The organism is Microbacterium kunmingense (assembly GCF_023155745.1).
Taxonomy (GTDB): Bacteria; Actinomycetota; Actinomycetes; order Actinomycetales; family Microbacteriaceae; genus Microbacterium; species Microbacterium kunmingense.
On sequence record NZ_JAKNUS010000008.1, the window covers coordinates 37175 to 57448 of the forward strand.

Sequence of the window (20274 nt, forward strand, 5' to 3'; positions counted from 1 at the left end):
CTCCCCCGTCACGAAACGCCCTTCCACGGCCCCGGGGAGGGGCGTATGTCGTCGGGGGAGCCGGTGCACGCGGTACGGGCGCGCCCGACAACGGGTGCGGCCGATCCGTCGCGAGTGCGGGTGGCGGCGCGGGCAGGACGCGGGTCGTCGGAGAACGCTGCCCCGAGTCATCCGGAGCCGAGTCTTCACACGGGTGAAGCGCGCAGAGCGCTCAGCTCAGGCCGCTGTACGCGTGCAGGCCCTTGAAGAACATGTTCACGATCGTGAAGTTGAACAGCACGGCGGCGAAGCCGATGATCGACAGCCACGCCGACCGCGACCCGCGCCAGCCGCGCGTCGCCCGCGCGTGGATGTAGCCGGCGTAGAGCACCCAGATGACGAACGTCCAGACTTCCTTGGTGTCGAAGCCCCAGTACCGGCCCCAGGCGTCGTTGGCCCAGATCGCGCCGGCGATGAGGGTGAACGTCCAGAACATGAAGCCGATGATCGTGAAGCGGTAGGCGAGCGACTCCAGCGCCTCCGACCGCGGCAGGGTGCGCAGGAAGCCGGGGCCCTTGGCCTTCGTCTCGCGACGCGACTGCATGAGCTGCAGGATCGACAGCCCGAACGCCAGCGCGAACAGCGCCGTCGCGAGCGATGCAACGAAGACGTGGATGACGAGCCACACGCTCTTGAGCGGGTCCATCAGGGGCACGATCTCGACGTAGAACGCCAGCGTCGCTCCGCCGAGGAGCAGCACGGTGAGGCCCGTGATGAGCGAGCCGAGGAAGCGCAGATCCGACCGCACGAGCGCAGCGAGGTACACCGCGATGATGAGGAGCGTCCCGGTCAGGGCGAACTCGTACATGTTCGACCACGGCACCCGCTCGGCGGCGATGCCGCGCGTGACGGTCGCGCCGAGGTGGAACAGGAAGCCCAGGACGGTCAGCACCGTCCCGAGACGGGCCCACACGAGGCGGGGCTTCTTCGCACCGTCGGCCTGCGTCCACGACACCGAATCGGAGCCGGATGTCACGGCGCCCGCGCCTCGCGCTCGGGTCGTCGATCCTCCGGCGGCGGCCCCGACGAGCTCGCGCGCCTCGGTGCGGACGGCGCCGCTCGCGGCATCCTTCTCCTCGATCGCCGACGCTGATCGGCGGGCGAGGTCGATCGCATAGGCGACGAAGGCGAGGGCGTAGATCGCGATGGCGGTCCAGACCAGCAGAACCGAGACCGAATCGAGCGTCAGGGTGGCGTCGGGCATGGATCCCAGTCTACGCGCGGGGTCCGACGCCGAGCCGGGGTTGGTTCGCCGTCGTGAGATCCCGCCGCCGCGGGTTCACGGCGGCAGGGCGGGCGGGCGGGCGCGCGCGAGCGTGGGGCGACCGTGGAACGGTCGCGCGGGGCTACACCCGCTCGCGAAGCACGCCGGCCACGGCGTCGCCGTGACGCTGCGCGAGCTGGTCGACGGCACCGGCCAGGCCCGGGTCCTCGCCGCGGGCGAGACCCGCGTACTCGAGCTTCACGGCTCCCTCACCGTCGCCGGCGACCGGGGTCGCCCGCACCCACATGCGGCGCCGGGGCACGAAGAGTCCCGCCAGCAGCCCCGCCATGGCGAGCACCGAGAACGCCAGCACCCACGGCGCCCCCACGTCGCGGTGCACCGACAGCGACACGTAGCGCTTGACCGACTCGTCGTACCCCTGGGCACCCTCACCGGCCTCGTCCTCGAACGTGATCGTGCCGCGCCCGCCGGGCAGGTCGGCGGTGTCGCCCGGGGCGAGCTGGATCGAGTCCACGCCGGTGTCACCGCCGGTGAGCCGCTCCATGTCGCCGGTGTCGAGCGCGTATACCGAGCGGGGAATGCCGCCGTCGATCCCCAGGTCGCCCTCGTACACGTCGAGCGAGACGACGGGGTTGATGAGCGCGGGATACGCCGAGGTGAACGCCCCGGTATCCAGCGGCGCCTCGGTGGGGTAGAAGAACCCGACGAGGCCGAGCTGCTCCGAGAGCCCGTCAGGGATCTTCACCACCCCGAGCGAGGTCATGTTGGTGTCCTGCGGCAGGAACGGCACCGCCTCGGAGAACACGACCTCGCCCGCGGGGTCGCGCACCGTGAGGGTCGGGGCGTACCCGTTGCCCATGAGGTATATGCGGTCTCCGGCGAGCTCGAGCGGGGCGTTGACGCGCACGACGCCCTCCTGCGGCTCCTCGCCGGCGAGCTGCGTGGTGAGGTTCGCCGCGAAGTCGCCGGCCTGCCCCGCGCCGTTGGAGCCGACCGGCTGGTAGGTCACCTCGAAGTCCTCGAGGGTCATCGAATAGGGGACGAGCTGCTCCTCGTCGACGAACCGGCCCGGGTTGAACGAAGAGTAGTCCAGCAGCGAGTTGACCCAGGTGCGTCCCTCGATGATGACGCTCTGCCCGGTGTAGGTGAATCCGCCGCCGATGCCGACGGCCAGCAGCACGCCGACGAGCGCGCCGTGGAAGAGGAGGTTCCCGGTCTCGCGCAGGTACCCGCGCTCGGCCGACACCGACAGCCCGTCGTCGTAACGTTCGACGCGGTAGCCCGCCCGGCGCAGCTGATCGTGCGCGAGGTCGATCGCGAGGCGCGCGTCATCCGCCGCATCCTCCGAGCGCACCGGGACGACCCGCTCGCGATGGTCCTCAAGTCGGGCCAGCCGCGCGGGCGTGCGGGGCGGACGGGCGCGCAGGGCCTTCCAGTGGTGCTTGGTGCGCGGGATGACGCACCCGATCAGGGAGATGAACAGCAGGATGTAGATCGCCGAGAACCACGGCGAGATGTAGACGTCGAACAGGCTCAGGTTGTCGAGCACCGGCGCGAGGTCGGGATTGTCGGTGAACCACTGCGTGACACCGTTCGGGTCGGCGCTGCGCTGCGGGAAGATCGACCCCGGCACCGCGGCGATCGCGAGCAGGAGCAGCAACACGAGCGCCGTGCGCATCGACGTCAGCTGGCGCCACGCCCAGCGCAGCCAGCCGATGAGACCGAGCGCCGGCTGGTCGGGAGCGGATGATCCGGAGTCGGCGTGATCCGAGGGCCGCAGCGGATCCGCGGCCACCCCGGCACCGGCGTCAGAGCGGGAGCGGGACACTGAGGAACACCCCCTGCAGCTGCGCCATGATCGCGGTCCAGACACCGGTGACCATCAGCAGGCCGAGCACCACAAGGAGGGCGCCCCCGACGAGGTTGACGGTGCGGATGTGCCGGCGCAGGAACGCCACCGACCGCGTCGCCCACCCGAATCCGAGGGCGAGCAGGACGAACGGGATCCCGAGGCCCAGCGAATATGCCAGGCCGAGCATGCCGGCCCGCACGGGGTCGCCGAAGTTCCACGACATCGCGAGGATGGCGCTCAGGGTCGGGCCGATGCAGGGGGCCCAGCCGATCCCGAGGGCCAGGCCGAGCAGCGGCGCACCGACGAGACCCAGGCTGCTGCGGATCTGGGGCCGCGCGATGCGCTGGGCGAACCCGAAGACGCCGATGAACACCAGGCCGAGAAGGATGACCACAACGCCGAGCACCCGCGTGATGAGGTCGGTGTACTCGACGAAGAAGCGGCCGAGGGTGCCGCCGAAGATGTTGATCGCCATGAACACCACGGTGAATCCGGCGATGAAGAGCAGGGTGCCGAGCACCAGGCGTCCGCGGGCGGGGCGCACGCCCGTGGCATCCCCTTCTCCGACGGCGCCGCCCGCGTCCACGCGCGGAGAATCGGCCCTGACGAGGACGTCCGGGGCTGAATCGTTCGCGCGCGGGCCGATCGTCCGCGCGCCGGCCGGCGCCGCCGCGCGCACCGGCGCCGAACGCGGCGCGACCGCACCGCCGATGAACCCGAGATACCCGGGCACGAGGGGCAGCACGCACGGCGAGAGGAACGACACCAGCCCCGCGGCCACCGCGATCGGCAGCGCGAGCCAGAGCGCACCGTCGGCGATCAGCGCGGAGATGTTCACGACGACCCCGCCGTAGACCCCGCCAACTCGCCGACGATCGTGTCGAGCACCGAGGCGTCCTCGAGCTGGCCGATGATGCGCGCCGCGACGCGCCCCTCGCGGTCGATCACGAGCGTGGTGGGGGTGGCGTTCAGCGGCGTGCGCTCGGCGAAGGCGAGCTTGGTCGAGCCGTCTTCCACGGCGAGCGCGCTGGGATAGGTCACGCCGTAGGTCTCGGCGAAGGCCAGGGAGGCCTCGGCCGAGTCGTAGGTGTTCACCCCGAGGAACGACACGCCGGCATCGGCGTACGCCTGATTGACCTCCTCGAGGAACGGCGCCTCGACCCGGCACGGCGCGCACGCGGCGTACCAGAAGTTGACGACCAGCACCTCGCCGGCGTAATCGGCCTCGGTGACCGTCGATCCGTCGTCGAGCACGCCGGAGAACGCCACCGGCTCACCGCGCTCGGCCTCGGGGATCTCGACGACCCGGAAGTCGCCGGCGATGAATCCGGTGTTCGCGCCCTCGCGATACTGCTCGGCGAGGGGATCGCTGGTGCAGGCGGCGAGGCCGCCCACCAGCACGAGGGCGAGAAGAGCGGATGCTGCGGCACGGCCGCGACGCAGGAACCCGGTCATACGGCTCCCTCGTCCCGTGCTCCGGCCAGACTCGCTGGCTCGACGTAGCCGACCTCGGTCCACTTGTTCTTCACCATCTCGAAGCTCGTCACACTCGACAGGGCGCAGCGGCGCTCGCGGGGATCGTGCCGCGACGGCAGGCCCGCCGCGGCGAGGTGGGTGACCCAGATCGGCAGCTGGTGCGAGACGATCACGACATCGCCGCCGTCCACCGCCTCCCACGCCTCGGTCATCGCGGCGTTCATGCGGGCGATCACCTCGTTGTAGGGCTCCCCCCAGCTGGGGAGGGCGGGGCGGCGCAGGTGCCGCCAGTTCCACGGGTTGAGCAGCGCCCGGAACATCCGCTTCCCCTCGAACACGTTCGTCGGTTCGATGACGCGCTCGTCGACGACGGGTTCGAGCCCGAACGCCTCGGTGAAGGGCTCGGCCGACTCGCGGGTCCGCTGGAGCGGCGAGCACACCAGGCGGCTGACGCCCCGCCCGGTCTCGCGGACGTATTCGGCCGCCTCACGTGTCATCCGACGCCCTTCGGGGCTCAATCCATAGCCGGGAAGACGGCCGTACAGCACGCGGCGGGGGTTGTCGACCTCCCCGTGACGCACGAGATGGAGGCGGTCTGCGGGCACGTCCTCAGTCTAAAGGCGCCGCTTCTGGGGAGATCCTGAACCTGGCTCGGTGTCGAGAGATCGACGCCCTACGGCGAGGCCGGGCGTGACGTGACGGCTCACGCGTCCGCCTGGCGTCCCGCCCTCAACGCCCTGACACGCGTGACGACGAACCACACCACGGCGACGACGACGGCTGCGATCACGACGTACTGCAGGATCTCGGCGTACTGCTCTACGACGGGCCAGGCCTCGCCCAGGAAGAACCCCGACAGCACGAAGATCGTGTTCCAGATGAGACTCCCGCTGGCGGTGAGGAGCCCGAACTTCCACAGCGGCATCCGGGTGATTCCGGCGGGGATGGAGATGAAACTGCGGAAGAGCGGCACCATGCGACCGAAGAACACGGCCTTGCCGCCGTGGCGGTGGAACCACGCCACGGTCTTGTCGATGTCCTCGCCCTTCATGAGCGGTATGCGCTCGGCGATGCGGCGCAGGCGATCCACGCCGAGCCAGGCGCCCAGTCCGTAGAGCACGAACGCACCGACGATCGATCCGAGCGTGGTCCAGATGAGCGCCTCGGCGAGGGTGAACGAACCGCGGCTCGCCGTCAGGCCTGCGAGTGGCAGGATGACCTCACTCGGCAGCGGAGGGAAGAGGTTCTCCAATGCGATCCCGATGCCGGCCCCGACGGGGCCGATCACCTCCATGAGCGACACGGTCCAGTCGATGAGCCCACCCAGCCACGAACCGTCGCTTCCCGAAGTCATCCGCCCAGGCTATGCGATCGAGATCACCGGCTCCTGTGCGCCGGCCGCCGGGTTTTCTTCGGGGTATCCCCCGCTCCGGGCCCGGGGGCGCGGTGACCCGCCGACTAGACTCGACCCTCGTGAGTGAACGCGTGCTGGTGGAACAACTGCAGGGCCGTGCCGACGGGCCGGTCACCGTCTCGGGCTGGGTCGAGACCGTCCGAGACCAGAAGAAGGTGCAGTTCGTCATTCTGCGCGACGAGACCGGGGCGGTGCAGCTGGTCAACCCCGCCACCCGGCCGACGGAGGAACCGTCGGAGCAGGATGCTGCGGCGCTCGCCCTCACCGAGACGATCTCCGGCCTCGCGACGGGAACCTTCCTGACCGTTACGGGCGAGCTCAAGCACGATGAGCGCGTCAAGCTCGGCGGCGTCGAAGTGAAGATCGGGTCGCTCGAGATCGCCGCCGCCGCGCTCCCCGAGACCCCAATCGCCGCCGACAGCGGCATGGACAAGCGCATGGACTGGCGCTTCCTCGACCTCCGTCAGCGCCGCAACAACCTCATCTTCCGCGTGCAGACCACGCTCGAGCACGCGATGCGGTCGTACTGGGTGGAGCGCGACTACATCGAGATCCACTCCCCCAAGCTCATGGCGAGCCCGTCGGAGTCGCGCGCCGAGCTCTTCCAGCTCGAGTACTTCGGTGACCAGACCGCCTATCTCGCGCAGAGCCCGCAGCACTTCAAGCAGATGGCGCAGGCCGCCGGCTTCGGCAAGGTCTTCGAGATCGCCGACGCGTTCCGCGCCGACCCGTCGTTCACCAGCCGCCACGCCACGGAGTTCACCTCGATCGACGCCGAGATCAGCTGGATCGACTCGCACGAAGACGTCGCCGCCATGCAGGAGGAGCTCCTGGCCACCGCCATCGCCACGGTCAAGGACAAGCACGGCGACGAGATCCGCGAGCTCTTCGGCATCGAGGTGGAGGTGCCGGCGGTGCCCTTCCCGCGCATCCCGCTCGCCGAGGCCCGCGAGATCGTCGCCTCCCGCGGCTATGAGATCCCGCGCACCGACGGCGACCTCGACCCCGAGGGCGAGCGCCAGCTGTCGGCGTACGTCAAGGAGACCTTCGGGCACGACTTCGTCTTCGTCACCGACTATCACGCCGAGATCCGGCCGTTCTACCACATGCGCGACGAGGAGTCGGGGCTCACCAAGAGCTACGACCTGCTGTACCGCGGAACCGAGATCACCACCGGCGCACAGCGCGAGCACCGCGTCGAGGTGCTCGAGAAGCAGGCTCAGGAGAAGGGCCTCGAGCTGGAGGGCCTGGAGCACTACCTCGACTTCTTCCGCTACGGCGTGCCCCCGCACGGGGGGTTCGGCATGGGGCTCGCGCGCGTGCTCATGCTGCTGCTCGGCGAGTCGTCGATCCGCGAGGTCACATTCCTGTTCCGGGGTCCGACCCGGCTCGCGCCGTAGGCGCGTCGCCGCCGCGAACCGTCACCGGGCGCTCACCGCGCGTTCACCCGCGCCGGTGTGCCCGGTAACCGGGCGCTTCTAGTTTCCTCTCGTCCCCTGCACCGCACGCGCTGCTGCGCGGCACCGCGGTGTGCTCACCCGAGAGGAACAACCCCATGTCACGCATCCCTCGCCCGGCGACCCGCGCGCTCGCCGTCTTCGCCATGGCCACCGCCGCGGCCGTCACGCTCGCCGGTTGCGGCGGCGCCGCCGCCGGCTCCGGCGACGCCTCCTCCGACTTCGGCGTCGACGCCGCCACCGCGACGAGCCTGGCCGACTTCGGCACCTTCGAAGACCTCGAAGAGGCCGCGAAGGCCGAAGGCCAGCTGAACGTCATCGCCCTCCCCCGCGACTGGGCGAACTACGGCGAGATCATCGACCTCTTCACGGAGCGCTACCCCGAGATCACCGTCAACGAGCAGTCGCCCGACGCCTCGAGCGCCGAGGAGATCCAGGCCGCCGAGACCAACCAGGGCCTGGACACCGCCCCCGACGTGTTCGACCTCGGCCTCACCGTCGCCCTGCAGAGCACCGACTACTTCGCCCCGTACCAGGTGCAGACCTGGGACGACATCCCCGACGCGCTGAAGCACCCCGAGGGCCTGTTCGTCGGCGACTACGGCGGCTACATGTCGGTCGGCTACGACTCGTCGCGCTTCCCGGCCCCCGAGAGCATCGACGACCTGCTCGGTGGTGACTACCGCGGTGCGGTGGCCCTGAACGGCGATCCGACCCAGGCCGGTGCCGCGTTCGCAGCGGTGGGCCTGGCGACCGTGCAGACCGGCGGCGACCTCGACGACTTCCAGCCCGGAATCGACTTCTTCTCCGAGCTCAACGCCGCCGGAAATCTGCTGAAGCTCGACGTCACCTCGGCGACGGTCGCGAGCGGCGAGACCCCGGTGGTGTTCGACTGGGACTACCTCAACGCCGCGCACGCTGCCGACAACCCCGACTGGGAGGTCGTGGTCTTCCCCGGCACCGGGTACGCCGGGTACTACAACCAGGCGATCAACAAGGATGCCCCCAACCCGGCCGCGGCGCGCCTGTGGCAGGAGTTCCTCTACAGCGACGAGGTGCAGAACCTGTGGCTGAAGGGCGGCGCCCGCCCGGTGCGCATGGACGCGATGATCGAAGCCGGCACGATCGACGAGGAACTCGCGGCGGCCCTGCCCGAGGCTCCGGAGGACACCGTCGTGCCGACCGAGGAGCAGAGCGCCGCGGCCGGCGAGCTCCTCGGCCAGGAGTGGGCAGCGGCGGTCCGGTGACCGCAGCCCCCGCTCACGCCGGGCCGACCACCGACCACGAGACGGTCGCTGCCGTGCCGGAGCTCCAGGCTCCGGCACGGCAGCGCCGCGCGTCCGGCGACTGGTCATGGCTCGGCCTCACCCCGTTCGCCGTCTACGTCCTGCTCTTCCTCGCCCTCCCGACGGTGCTCGCGATCGCCTCAGGGCTCTTCGACGGAGACGGTGCGTTCACCCTGGCGAACATCGCCGCGCTCGGCGACCCGGTGATCATCAACACGTTCGTCAACTCGACCTGGGTCTCCCTTCTCACCGCCGTCGTGGGCGCTGTCGTGGGAGCAGCGGTCTGCTACGCGATGCTGGGCCTTCCCGACGCCGGCGTCGTCCGCACGACGGTCGACGCGGCATCCGGCGTCCTGGCCCAGTTCGGCGGCGTGATGCTCGCCTTCGCGATGATCGCGACGATCGGCACCCAGGGCATCGTCACGCGCTTCCTCCGCGCTGCGCTCGGCATCGACATCTTCGCCGGCGGCGCGTGGATCTACGCCCTCCCCGGTCTCATCCCCGCCTATCTCGTCTTCCAGATCCCACTCATGGTCATCACCTTCATGCCCGCCCTGGCGGCCCTCCGCCCGCAGTGGTTCGAGGCCCACCTCACCCTCGGCGGTACGCGGAGCGAGTTCTGGCGGCACGTCGGATTCCCCGTGCTCGCCCCGTCATTCCTCGCGAGCCTGCTGCTGCTGTTCGCCAACGCGTTCTCGTCCTATGCGACAGCCGCCGCGCTGGCGAGCCAGGGGTCGCAGATCGTGCCGCTGCAGATCCGCGCCGCACTCACCAGCGAAACGGTCCTCGGTCGCGAGAACCTCGCCGGTGCCCTCGCACTCGGCATGATCGTCGTCGTCGCCGTCGTGATGTGGCTCTACTCCCTCATCCAGCGGCGCACGGCGAGGTGGCAGGCATGAGCGGCATCGCCCCGCCGCCGGCAGTCCGGTGGCTCATCGGCGTCGTCGTCGGGCTCGTCTTCGCCGTCCCTTTCGTCGCGACGTTCCTGTTCACCCTCTCCTCGCCCGACGGCAGCGCCCCGACGTTCGAGCGCTGGCTGTCGGTGTTCGACCCGGCGAACGCGTCACGGTACGCGCCGATCTGGACGGGGCTCGGCAACTCGCTGATCCTCGCCGGGGTGACGGTGCTCATCGTGCTGTTCCTCTTCACCCCCACGATGGTGCTCGTGGCGCTGAAGTTCCCGAAGCTCCGGCGCGGGTTCGAATTCCTCGCCCTCCTCCCCATCACGATCCCCGCGATCGTGCTGGTCGTGGGCCTCGCCCCGATCTACCTCCAGATCGGACGCACCCTCGGCACCGGCGCCTGGACCCTGGCGTTCGCGTACGGGATCCTCGTCCTGCCCTTCACCTACCGCTCGATCCAGGCCTCCATCGACGCGGTCGACGTGAAGATCCTGGCCGAGGCAGCGCGAACGCTCGGCGCCGGGTGGTTCACCGTGCTCGCGCGCGTCATCGCGCCGAACCTCCGTCAGGGCCTGCTCGCGGCCTCCCTCATCTCGGTCGCGGTGGTCCTCGGCGAATTCACCATCGCGTCGCTGTTGAACCGCCAGGTGCTGCAGACGGGGCTCGTCGTCATCAACCGACAGGATGCCTACGCTGCGGCCATCTTCACCCTGCTCGCGCTCGCCTTCGCGTTCGTGCTGCTGCTCATCATCGGGCGCGCCGGGCGGGTCGGCGGCTCCGTCTCGCCCCGCACCGCTTCGCCCCGCCGCACCCTTCGAAGGAGCCGCTCGTGACGACCTCCGACACCAGCCCCCGCACCCTGCCCGCCACCGCCGACAACACCCTCCTCGCCGAGGCGGGTTCGGGTACCCGCGTCGAGCTGCGCACCGTGGTGAAGGACTACGGCGCGACGCGCGTGCTGCGCGGCGTCGACCTCGACATCGCCCCGGGCGAGTTCGTCTCGCTGCTCGGCCCCTCGGGGTGCGGCAAGACCACGGCGCTCCGCGTCCTCGCGGGGCTCGAGCGGGCGACCGAGGGGCAGATCCTGCTCGGCGGAAACGACGTGTCATCCGTTCCGACCAACAAGCGCGACATCGGCATGGTGTTCCAGTCGTACTCGCTCTTCCCGCACCTGCGGGCGCGGGACAACACCGCCTTCGGGTTGCGCCGGCGGGGAGTGGGGAAGAGGGATGCCGCCGCCCGCGCCGCCGACGCGCTCGTCCTCGTCGGGCTCGGGCACCTGGCCGACCGCTACCCCCATCAGCTCTCGGGTGGCCAGCAGCAGCGGGTGGCGCTCGCGCGTGCCCTCGTCACCGAACCGCGGGTGCTGCTCCTGGATGAACCCCTCTCAGCCCTCGACGCCAAGGTGCGGGTGCAGCTGCGCGATGAGATCCGCCGCATCCAGCTGCGTCTGGGCATCACCACGGTCTTCGTCACCCACGATCAGGAGGAGGCCCTGGCCGTCTCCGACCGCATCGCCGTGATGAACGCCGGACGTATCGAGCAGATCGGCACCCCCGAAAATCTCTACCTTCGGCCGGCGACGCCGTACGTCGCGGCCTTCGTCGGGGTCTCCAGCGTCGTGCCCGGCACGCTCCGCGGCGAGACGGTGGAGGTGTGGGGCCTGCCGCTGCCGCTGCGCGCCACCGACGGCGCCGCGCCCGCGGCGGGTGAGGTCGAGGTGTTCCTGCGGCCGGAGAACGTCCGGCTCGCCGGGGTGGAGGAGGCGGGGGTCGACGCGGTGGTGCAGGAGAGCACCTTCCTCGGGAGCTCTCGGCGCACCCTCGTCCAGACCGCCGACGGGTCGCTCGTGCAGGTGCAGCACCCCGTGGCGGAGCGGGTCGAGTTCGGCGATCGGGTGCGCATCGCGCTCGCGCCCGAGCCGGTGGTGGTGCGGGCGCGAATCTGACTCCCCGCGCGCGATCCGCCGAAGGCTGGTCACTCGGTGAGAGGGTCGCATCGGCGGGTCGCCTAAGGTGGTCGTTCCGCCGACCCCCGAACGGAGGATCCCATGTGGCAGGACTGGCTGAACTTCGCCATCGCACTCGCCATCGCCGTCGTCGGAGCCGTCGCTCTCGCCCTCATCGTCACCGGCGTGATGCGCCTGTTCGTGCGGAAGCGCCAGTGGCCGGCATCCCTCATCACCCGCGCCCGCCGACCGTTCCGCGCGTTCGTGCTCGTGATCGGATTGTGGATCGCGATCGCCGTCACCTTCCCCGACCCGTCGTGGAAGCCGGGGCTGAACCAGGCGATGACGATCGTGACGATCATCGTCGGGGCGTGGCTCGTCGGGGCGATGGTGCTGTTCCTCTCCGATCTTGCACTCGGCAGGTACCGCATCGACGTGCCCGACAACCGGGTCGCGCGGCGGATACGCACCCAGACGCTGATCCTGCGACGCCTCGCGATCGCGATCATCGTCGTGCTCGCCGCCGGGGCGATCCTCCTGACCTTCCCCGAGGTGCGGGCCGTCGGAGCGAGCGTCCTCGCCTCGGCCGGTATCGCCTCGGTGATCGCCGGCCTTGCCGCCCAGTCGGTGCTGGCGAACATGTTCGCCGGAATCCAGCTGGTCTTCAGCGAGGCGCTCCGCGTCGACGACGTCGTGGTCGTCGAGGGCGAGTGGGGGCGGGTGGGCGAGATCACGCTCAGCTACGTGGTGCTCGACCTCTGGGATGAGCGCCGGCTGGTGCTCCCGTGCACCTACTTCACCACGACGCCGTTCGAGAACTGGACCCGGCAGGGCAGCGCGCTCCTCGGTGCCGTCGAGCTCGACGTCGACTGGCGGGTCTCGCCGTCGAAGATGCGCGATCAGCTCGCGCGGGTGGTCGCCGACAGCGACCTGTGGGACGGACGCACCGCCGTGCTGCAGGTCACCGACGCCGTCGCCGGGTACGTCCGGGTGCGGATTCTCGTCTCGGCGGTGGATGCACCGACGCTGTTCGACCTGCGCTGCGCCGTGCGCGAGGCGATGGTGACGTGGATGCAGCGGACGATGCCCGCCGCGCTCCCGACCCAGCGCGTGCTCCTGACCGAGACGGGCGGCGGCGAAGGCGAGACCGCCGAGGCCGACGAGCCGCGCCCCGACACCGGCGGGCTCTTCACCGGCAGCGCCGACGCCGTCGAGCGCGCGAGTGCTTTCACGCAGGCGATCCCCGTCGTGGGTGGCGGGGACGGCGGCGAGCGGCGGAGCTGAGCGTCAGGACTGCTTGGCTTCGCGAAGCGCCGTGCTCAGGCGATCGGCCGAGACACGCCAGTAGGTGTGGAGCCGCCCGTCGATGAGGACGACGGGGATCTTCTCCCACCATTCGGCGTGGAGGGCAGGGTCATCCACGATCGAGCGGTGCTCGACGACGACCTCGTCTTCGGGGAAGTCGGCGACCACGGCCTCGACGACGCCCTGCGCCACGTCGCACAGGTGGCAGTCGGGCTTGCCGATGACGGTGAGGGTGGTCACATCCGCTATTTTACGGCGGTGCGGCGCGGTCGGGGCGGTCGGGAGGGGCGTCGTCACCGCTCGAGCGGGAAACCCGCCTCGGCCCACGCCGTCGTGCCGCCCTCGACGTTGGTGGCGTCGTACCCGCGCGCCTCGAGCGCCTCGACCACGCGAGCCGAACGACCGCCGAGCGCGCAGACGACACGGAACGGTCCCTCGGGCAGCTCGTCGATCCGCTCACCAAGCGTCGACATCGGCAGGTTGATCGCACCGGGCACACGTCCCTCGACGAACTCGTGCTCCTCCCGCACGTCGACGAGAGGGACGTCGGGGTTCTGCTGCAGTTCGTGAACGGTGATCGTCTTCATGATTCCTCCGAACGTCGGATACCGGATGGATGCCGGGCGCACGGCGCCACGAACACGAAGCGCCCGTCCATCGGACAGGCGCTCGGTGTCGGTGCCGCTTACTTCTTGTTGCGGCGCTGGTGGCGAGTCTTGCGAAGCAGCTTGCGGTGCTTCTTCTTCGCCATGCGCTTGCGGCGCTTCTTGATGACTGAACCCACGGAAAACCTCACTATGTCGGGGTCTGATCGCACGGGCATGCACGATCGGGAACGGGCAAAAGCGGAAAATGCCTCGGGTCAGTCTAGCCGACGTCGGCGATAGGCCGCTGCAGAGCCTCGGTGACCGCCGATTCGGGCACCCGGTAGCTGCGTCCGAAGCGGACCGCGGGCAGCTCTCCGGCGTGGACGAGACGGTAGACCGTCATCTTCGACACCCGCATGAGCTCGGCCACCTCGGCGACGGTGAGGAAGCGGACATCCGGCAAATCAGCCACGGTGCCCCCTTCCGGCGCTCGGCTCTTTTTCTGCAGTTCTGCTGGGCCTACTTTATGGGGTCGCCGCGACGCGTGTAAACCCGTGTGACTCATGAGATCCGGCGGGTCTCCTCGACGGCCGCCGAACCCCGCCTCCTCAGCGCCCGGGCAGCTTCTTCAGCGCGTTCGCGACAGCGTGCTGAGCGGATGCAGCGGCGCGGCCGACGAGCTCCGCGGCATGCGCCGCCGGCTCGGGCAGCGAGATCAGCGCGGCGTTGTCGGCAGCCTCGAGATCCGCGGTGTCGAGGAAGGGGACGAGCCAGTCATCGACCTCGTCCAGGGGTGCGGCGAGCAGGCTGTAGTAGCGGTGCTGACCGACCTCGCGCACCGAGACGAGGTGCGCTTCGCGCAGCACCTTCAGGTGCTTGGAGACCGTCGGCTGGCTGACTCCGAGGGCGCTGACGATCTGCGACACGCTCGTGCCGTTCTCACCGGCGGTGGAGCGATCGAGCAGGAGCCTGAGGATGTCGCGTCGCGTCCCGTCTGCGATCACGTCGAAGATGTCCGCCATGGCTTTAGGTTAGTGCCGCCCAGCAGCGGAGTACCATGACTCAGGTTTTCTCGGCGAAAGGGGCGGCGCATGCCGACGGGCCAAGCACGTGCGGCGCGGCGCCGACTGCTCGCTGTCGGCGAACGCGCCTGGGACGCGCTCCGCAACCTCACCACCTCCTCCCCGGCACGCTTCGCCGTTCTGGTGTTCGTCTCGCTGATCCTCGTCTTCACGGCGCTGCTGTCCCTGCCCGCAGCGACCGTCGGAGAGCCCCTGCCCCTCGCCGACGCCCTCTTCATGGCGGTGTCCACCATCTGCGTGACGGGGCTCGCGACCGTCGACGTCGCGACCACATTCACGCCGCTCGGCCTCGTCATCATCTTCATCGGCGTCAACATCGGCGGCATGGGCGTGCTGACGCTCGCCTCGATCCTCGGCCTGATCATCTCCAAGCGGCTGGGGCTGCGCGCCAAGCTCATCGCCGCGAGCGACTCGAACCCGCTGCGCAGCCACGGGGGTCCCGTGAACGAGGGCCAGGCGGTGCGCCTCGGAGAGGTCGGCCAGCTGTTGCGCACGGTCGCCCTGTCGACCCTCGTGATCGAAGCGGCTGTCGCGATCGCGCTGTGGCCCGCGCTGGTCTTCGCCGGGATCGGCCCGCTCGAGGCGCTGTGGGAGGCGCCCTTCTACGCCGCGATGGCCTTCACGAACACCGGGTTCACCCCGAACCCCGGCGGACTCCAGCCCTTCGCCGACGACTATGTGCTCCTGACGATCCTGATGATCGCGGTGTTCCTCGGCAGCATCGGTTTCCCGGTGATCTACGCCCTGTGGAAGAACGTGTGGCATGTCAAGGCCTGGTCGCTGCACACCAAGCTCACGCTGATCACGACGGGAGTCCTGTTCGTCGCCGGCGCCGCAGCCTTCCTCACGCTCGAGTACGACAATCCCGGCACGTTCGGCTCGATGGAGGCGTGGGACACCACCTTCCAGGCGTTTTTCCTCTCGGCGATGACCCGCTCCGGCGGATTCTCCGTCGTCGACATCGGCGAGCTCAACGGCTCGTCGCTGCTGGTGGGGTCGATGCTCATGTTCGTCGGCGGCGGTTCGGCCTCCACGGCCGGTGGAATCAAGGTCACCACCCTCGCCGTCCTCGCGCTCGCGGTGTGGTCGGAGGCGAAGGGCCGCCAGTCGGTCGAGGTCTTCGGTAAACGCATCCCCAGCGACGTGCAGCGCGTTGCCCTGTCGGTCGTCGCCTGGGGTGCGACGATCGTCGCGCTGTCGACGATCACGATCGCCCAGATCACCAAGGCTCCGGTCGACGAGGTGCTCTTCGACGTCATCTCGGCGTTCGGCACTGTGGGTCTGTCGACCGGCCTCACCGCAGAACTTCCCGACGCCGCCGTCTACGTGCAGGCGGTCACGATCTTCATGGGCCGCATTGGTACAGTGACTCTCGCCGCGGCCGTGGCCGCGTCATCCCGTTCGCAGCTGTACTCGCTGCCCGTGGAAAGGCCGATCGTTGGGTGATCGCATCAGAGGGGACGCGCCCGTCCTCGTCATCGGCCTCGGGCGTTTCGGCGCCGCCTGCGCCGGCGAGCTCGACCGGCTCGAACGCGAGGTCCTCGCCATCGACGAGAGCCTCGAGCTCGTGCAGAAGTGGTCCGACCGGGTCACCCACACCGTTCAGGCCGACGCGCGCAACATCGATGCCCTGAAGCAGATCGGCGCGCAGGACTTCCAGGTCGCCGTCGTCGCGGTCGGGTCTCTCATCGAGGCATCCGTCCTCATCACCGCCAACCTGGTCGACCTGAAGGTGCCGCAGATCTGGGCGAAGGCGGTGTCGCAGTCGCACGGCAAGATCCTCGCCCGCGTCGGCGCGAACCACGTCATCTACCCCGAGCGCGAGGCCGGCGAGCGCGTCGCGCACCTCGTCAGCGGCCGCATGCTCGACTTCATCCGCTTCGACGACGACTTCGTGCTGGCCAAGATGTACCCGCCGAAGTTCATCCGGGGCGTGGGCCTGAACGAATCCGGCGTCCGCACCAAGTACAACGTCACCGTCGTCGGTGTGAAGAGCCCCGGCAAGCCGTTCCGCTACGCCGAGGCGAACACCGTGGTCACCAACCACGACCTCATCATCGTCTCGGGGACGAACTCCGACATCGAGCGGTTCGCGGCGCTCGACCGCTGACCGCCCGTTCCTAACTCCTGCACAACTCCTCAAGAATCGGCCGGAACCGGTGTGGAACCGGTTGCGACAACCCCCCGGCGCAGGTTTTGCAGGAGTTACGCACACGCCGGCCCCGTCAACCCGGTCGACTCGTGTCGCAGGGCGGGCCCAGAATGCCCGCACGACCGACAGACAGCAGACGGAGGCCGCGGCGCGCCGCTTCATCGACGCCTACCTCGTCGCGTGGCGCTCGAACGAACCCGACGACATCCGGTCACTCTTCACCGAGGATGCCGAGGTGCGCTTCGAACCGTGGACGACCCCGTTCACCGGGCATGACGCGATCGTCGCCGAGTGGCTGCGCCGACAGGACGAGCCCGACTCCTTCACCTTCACCTGGGATGTCGCAGGAGTCGACGGCGACCGGGCGTTCGTGCAGGCCGAGACGGCCTACACCGGCGGCCGGAGCTACAGCAACCTGTGGGTGATCGACCTCGCCGAGGACGGCCGGGCCCGGTCGTTCGTGGAGTGGTGGATGGACCGGTCGAAGACCAGCTGACACCCGGGTGCGTCACGCCCCCGCGGCGAGCTCCTTCGCGCGCGCGAGCGCCGCATCGGTCGCCCGTGCGAACACCTCGTCCAGCCGCGCCTCCTGCAGCACGGCGACGGCGCGCTCGGTCGTTCCCTTCGGGCTCGTCACGCGGCGTCGCAGCTCGGCCGGCTCCTCCCCCGTCGCCGTGAGCAGTGCCGTCGCGCCGGCGAAGGTCTGCTCCACCATCACACGGGCGTCCGCTTCACCGAACCCCTTGCCGACCGCTGCGCGCGTGAGGTCCTCGATGAGGAGGAAGACGTACGCCGGCCCCGAACCCGAGATCGTCGACAGGGCGTCGATCTGCGTCTCGGGCAGCTCGATCACCGTGCCCACGGTCTCGAAGAGACGCCGCACGAGCACCGCGTCGGCCTCGCTCGCGCGGCTCCCGGCCGAGATTCCCGTGACGGCCTTCCCCACGAGCGCGGGCGTATTGGGCATGGAGCGGAACACCGCGACATCCGCTCCCAGAATTTCCTCGAATGTCGCGATGGTGACCCCGGCGGCGAGGCTCACGACGATCGTGCCGGGACGCAAGTGCGGGCTGATCTCGCGGAGAAGATCGGGCACCATCGCGGGCTTGACCCCCACCAGCACGATGTCGGCCTTCGCCGCCGCCCGCACGTTCGCGTCGGACTCGTCCTCGACGGCGAGACTCGTCACCGAGGGGACGGATGCCAGTTCGTCGGCCTTCGCACGGGAGCGATTCGTCGCGACGAGCCCTGCGGTGGCGAGGGCGGACGCGGCGACGCCGCGGAGGACGGCTCCTCCCATCGACCCTGCTCCGAGGACGGCGATGGACGGGAGGGTGAACGCGTCGGTCATCCCGCCATCCTACGAACCCACCCCGACGCGCCGAGGGCCCCGGGCTATAGTCGAAACGGCGGGGCGCGGACGCCCCGGGCGAGAAGGAGACCGCCATGATCACGCCCCCGAGTTCGCTCTTCGACGGCATCACGTCACGCATCATCGACACGCCCGACGTGGCGGTCAACATCCTCGAGCGCCGCGGCGACGATCCCGAAACGGTGCCGCAGAAGACCGTCGTGCTCGTGCACGGCAACGTCTCGTCGGCGCTGTTCTGGCAGTCCACCATGCTCGACCTGCCGAGCGACCTCCGGGTGATCGCCATCGACCTCCGTGGCTTCGGCGGCAGCGAGCACACCCCGGTCGACGCGACGCGGGGTGTCCGAGACTTCAGCGACGACATCTTCGCTGCCCTCCAGGCCCTCGGCATTCCGACGGCGCACTTCGTCGGCTGGTCGATGGGCGGCGGCGTGGTCATGCAGTACGCCCTCGATCACCCGGTGCTCAGCCTCACCCTGCAGGCCCCCGTATCGCCCTACGGCTTTGGAGGCACGCGACGCGACGGTTCGCGGCTCACCGACGACGACGCCGGCTGCGGAGGCGGCGGGGCGAACCCCGACTTCGTCGAGCGCCTCATCGCGCACGACACCGGCGACGAGGCCCAGACCTCACCTCGCAACGTCTTCCGGGCCGCCTACGTCGCACCCGGATTCACCACGCCCCACGAAGACGTCTTCGTCGAATCGATGCTCACGACCTCGACCGCCGAGGGCAATTACCCCGGCAACTCGGTGCCGAGCAAGAACTGGCCGGGGTTCGGCGCGGGGCATCTCGGCGTGCTCAACACCATGGCGCCGAGGTACTTCGACGTCTCGGGGATCGTCGATCTCGACGACAAGCCGCCGATCTTGTGGATCCACGGCAGCGTCGACGCCATCGTCGCGGACGGCTCGTTCTACGACTTCAACCACCTCGGCGCCCTCGGCATCGTCCCCGGCTGGCCGGGCGCCGACGTCGCTCCCGCGCAGGAGATGATCTCGCAGACCCGCGACGTGCTGAAGACGTATCAGTCACGCGGCGGCGATGTCACCGAGGTCGAGCTCGAGGGCACCGGTCACGCCCCGCATCTGGAGCGCCCTGATGAGTTCCGCCGGGCCCTGCTCCTCACCATCGGCTACACCGGCGATCGCCCCGACGCACCGCCCACCGAGGCGATCGTCATCCGCTCGGCGGACTGACACGGCGCGTCAACCCACGCGATGGAGTACTGCGTCTTCACCGAGCCGCAGCTGGGCGCGAGCTACGACGATCAGCTCGCCTTCGCCCAGGCTGCGGAGCGCCACGGCTTCCACGGATTCTTCCGCTCCGACCACTACCTGAACGGGCGTGGTGACGGACTTCCCGGCCCCACCGACGCGTGGACCACGCTGGCCGGTCTCGCCCGCGAGACGAGCCGGGTGCGTCTGGGCACCCTGGTCTCCCCCGTGACGTTCCGCCACCCCGGCATCCTTGCGATCCAGGTCGCTCAGGTCGACGCGATGTCGGGCGGACGGGTCGAGCTCGGCCTCGGCGCCGGATGGTTCGAGCGGGAGCACGAGGCGTACGGCATCCCGTTCCCGCCGCGCCGGTTCGATCTGCTCGAGGAGCAGCTGGAGATCATCACCGGCCTCTGGGAGACACCGGTCGGCGCGACATACAGCTTCGCGGGTGCGAACTACCGACTGACGGATGCTCCGGCTCTGCCCAAGCCCGTGCAGACGCCCGTGCCCGTCATCATCGGTGGCGCCGGTCGACGCCGCACTCCCGAGCTCGTCGCCCGATTCGCCCGCGAGTACAACCTCGGGTTCCCCACCGACGCGCAGATCTCCGAGCGCCTGGACAACCTCCACGCCGCCTGCGACCGGGTGGGTCGTGACCCTGCCACGGTGCGTCTGTCGGTGGCGATGTCGGTCATCGCCGGGCCGGACGACGCCGGACTCACACGGCGCGCGGGACGCCTGGGCAAGACACTCGACGAGGTGCGCGACGGGGTCAACCTCGTCGGCGGACCCGAGGAGATCGCCGAGCGCGTCGAGCGCTGGCGTTCGTTCGGCATCGAGCGGGTGTACTTCCAGTTCCTCGACAACGAGGACGTCGCCCATGTCGACTACGTCGGCGAGGCGGTGCTCCCGGCGCTCCCCCACTGAGCGTCGCCCCGACATTCGGCGACGAGCAGT

At 69.8% G+C, this 20274-nt stretch carries 23 protein-coding genes; 11 read left to right on the plus strand and 12 right to left on the minus strand.

Annotation, left to right across the window (positions count from 1 at the left end; all coding sequences use genetic code 11):
- Window positions 1-211: 211 nt before the first annotated feature.
- The 6 genes from ccsB to MA875_RS12305 form a co-directional block, all read right to left on the minus strand.
- Entirely contained in the window at window positions 212-1243 is a 1032-nt protein-coding gene (ccsB, locus tag MA875_RS12280) for a c-type cytochrome biogenesis protein CcsB (RefSeq protein WP_248242544.1), read from the minus strand.
- Window positions 1244-1385: 142 nt separating this feature from the next.
- Window positions 1386-3092 (minus strand): cytochrome c biogenesis protein ResB, encoded by a 1707-nt coding sequence (resB, locus tag MA875_RS12285; RefSeq protein ID WP_248242545.1) that lies wholly within the window; start codon window positions 3090-3092, stop codon window positions 1386-1388.
- Entirely contained in the window at window positions 3073-3954 is an 882-nt protein-coding gene (locus tag MA875_RS12290) for a cytochrome c biogenesis CcdA family protein (protein ID WP_248242546.1), read from the minus strand. The genes resB and MA875_RS12290 overlap by 20 nt, the downstream gene beginning before the upstream one ends.
- Window positions 3951-4571, minus strand: a complete 621-nt coding sequence (locus tag MA875_RS12295) for a TlpA family protein disulfide reductase (protein WP_248242547.1) — start codon at window positions 4569-4571, stop codon at window positions 3951-3953. The genes MA875_RS12290 and MA875_RS12295 overlap by 4 nt, the downstream gene beginning before the upstream one ends.
- Window positions 4568-5197, minus strand: a complete 630-nt coding sequence (locus tag MA875_RS12300) for a histidine phosphatase family protein (protein ID WP_248242548.1) — start codon at window positions 5195-5197, stop codon at window positions 4568-4570. The genes MA875_RS12295 and MA875_RS12300 overlap by 4 nt, the downstream gene beginning before the upstream one ends.
- A gap of 98 nt (window positions 5198-5295) precedes the next feature.
- The gene (locus MA875_RS12305; protein WP_248242549.1) at window positions 5296-5946 is read right to left on the minus strand and encodes a DedA family protein; all 651 of its coding nucleotides are present in this window, start codon (window positions 5944-5946) and stop codon (window positions 5296-5298) included.
- A 119-nt stretch (window positions 5947-6065) separates the two neighbouring features.
- Here MA875_RS12305 and aspS point away from each other — a divergent pair, with 119 nt between their 5' ends.
- The 6 genes from aspS to MA875_RS12335 all read left to right on the plus strand — a co-directional run bounded on the left by aspS (window position 6066) and on the right by MA875_RS12335 (window position 12883).
- Window positions 6066-7406: an aspartate--tRNA(Asn) ligase gene (gene aspS, locus MA875_RS12310; RefSeq protein WP_248242550.1), complete on the plus strand. Its 1341-nt coding sequence runs from the start codon at window positions 6066-6068 to the stop codon at window positions 7404-7406.
- A gap of 155 nt (window positions 7407-7561) precedes the next feature.
- Entirely contained in the window at window positions 7562-8710 is a 1149-nt protein-coding gene (locus tag MA875_RS12315; protein ID WP_248242551.1) for an ABC transporter substrate-binding protein, read from the plus strand.
- A complete protein-coding gene (locus MA875_RS12320; RefSeq protein ID WP_372492575.1) occupies window positions 8707-9648 on the plus strand; it encodes an ABC transporter permease in 942 nt (313 codons plus the stop codon). Before MA875_RS12315 ends, MA875_RS12320 begins: the two co-directional genes overlap by 4 nt.
- Window positions 9645-10484, plus strand: coding sequence for an ABC transporter permease (locus MA875_RS12325; protein ID WP_248242552.1), 840 nt, complete (start codon window positions 9645-9647; stop codon window positions 10482-10484). The genes MA875_RS12320 and MA875_RS12325 overlap by 4 nt, the downstream gene beginning before the upstream one ends.
- Window positions 10481-11599, plus strand: a complete 1119-nt coding sequence (locus tag MA875_RS12330; protein WP_248242553.1) for an ABC transporter ATP-binding protein — start codon at window positions 10481-10483, stop codon at window positions 11597-11599. Before MA875_RS12325 ends, MA875_RS12330 begins: the two co-directional genes overlap by 4 nt.
- Window positions 11600-11701: 102 nt before the next feature.
- Window positions 11702-12883 carry a mechanosensitive ion channel family protein gene (locus MA875_RS12335; protein WP_248242554.1) on the plus strand — a complete coding sequence of 394 codons (1182 nt, stop codon included), beginning with the start codon at window positions 11702-11704 and terminating at the stop codon, window positions 12881-12883.
- 3 nt (window positions 12884-12886) lie between these two features.
- Here MA875_RS12335 and MA875_RS12340 read toward each other — a convergent pair whose 3' ends face one another.
- The 5 genes from MA875_RS12340 to MA875_RS12360 form a co-directional block, all read right to left on the minus strand.
- Window positions 12887-13144 (minus strand): glutaredoxin family protein, encoded by a 258-nt coding sequence (locus MA875_RS12340; RefSeq protein WP_248242555.1) that lies wholly within the window; start codon window positions 13142-13144, stop codon window positions 12887-12889.
- 53 nt (window positions 13145-13197) lie between these two features.
- Entirely contained in the window at window positions 13198-13491 is a 294-nt protein-coding gene (locus MA875_RS12345) for a rhodanese-like domain-containing protein (RefSeq protein WP_248242556.1), read from the minus strand.
- Window positions 13492-13589: 98 nt separating this feature from the next.
- Window positions 13590-13688 carry a 30S ribosomal protein bS22 gene (locus tag MA875_RS12350; protein WP_003792170.1) on the minus strand — a complete coding sequence of 33 codons (99 nt, stop codon included), beginning with the start codon at window positions 13686-13688 and terminating at the stop codon, window positions 13590-13592.
- Between the two features lie 83 nt (window positions 13689-13771).
- Window positions 13772-13963, minus strand: coding sequence for a helix-turn-helix domain-containing protein (locus MA875_RS12355; RefSeq protein WP_124294081.1), 192 nt, complete (start codon window positions 13961-13963; stop codon window positions 13772-13774).
- A gap of 136 nt (window positions 13964-14099) precedes the next feature.
- Window positions 14100-14513 carry an ArsR/SmtB family transcription factor gene (locus MA875_RS12360; RefSeq protein ID WP_248242557.1) on the minus strand — a complete coding sequence of 138 codons (414 nt, stop codon included), beginning with the start codon at window positions 14511-14513 and terminating at the stop codon, window positions 14100-14102.
- Window positions 14514-14582: 69 nt separating this feature from the next.
- On the opposite strand from MA875_RS12360, the gene MA875_RS12365 reads away from it, so the two are divergent.
- From MA875_RS12365 to MA875_RS12375, 3 genes are read left to right on the plus strand one after another with little or no spacing between them, the layout of a single operon-like run.
- Entirely contained in the window at window positions 14583-16019 is a 1437-nt protein-coding gene (locus MA875_RS12365; protein WP_248242558.1) for a TrkH family potassium uptake protein, read from the plus strand.
- Window positions 16012-16683, plus strand: a complete 672-nt coding sequence (locus MA875_RS12370) for a potassium channel family protein (protein ID WP_124294084.1) — start codon at window positions 16012-16014, stop codon at window positions 16681-16683. Before MA875_RS12365 ends, MA875_RS12370 begins: the two co-directional genes overlap by 8 nt.
- A gap of 49 nt (window positions 16684-16732) precedes the next feature.
- On the plus strand, window positions 16733-17221 hold the full coding sequence (locus MA875_RS12375; protein ID WP_308221528.1) for a nuclear transport factor 2 family protein: 489 nt from the start codon (window positions 16733-16735) through the stop codon (window positions 17219-17221).
- Window positions 17222-17233: 12 nt separating this feature from the next.
- Here the strand turns inward: MA875_RS12375 and proC are convergent, their stop codons facing one another.
- Complete coding sequence (proC, locus tag MA875_RS12380) at window positions 17234-18076, minus strand: pyrroline-5-carboxylate reductase (protein WP_248242559.1); 843 nt, start codon at window positions 18074-18076, stop codon at window positions 17234-17236.
- Between the two features lie 95 nt (window positions 18077-18171).
- On the opposite strand from proC, the gene MA875_RS12385 reads away from it, so the two are divergent.
- Together MA875_RS12385 and MA875_RS12390 are read left to right on the plus strand one after the other, a co-directional pair.
- Window positions 18172-19296: an alpha/beta hydrolase gene (locus MA875_RS12385; protein ID WP_248242560.1), complete on the plus strand. Its 1125-nt coding sequence runs from the start codon at window positions 18172-18174 to the stop codon at window positions 19294-19296.
- A 21-nt stretch (window positions 19297-19317) separates the two neighbouring features.
- Window positions 19318-20244 (plus strand): LLM class F420-dependent oxidoreductase, encoded by a 927-nt coding sequence (locus tag MA875_RS12390; RefSeq protein WP_248242561.1) that lies wholly within the window; start codon window positions 19318-19320, stop codon window positions 20242-20244.
- The last annotated feature ends 30 nt before the right edge of the window (window positions 20245-20274 follow it).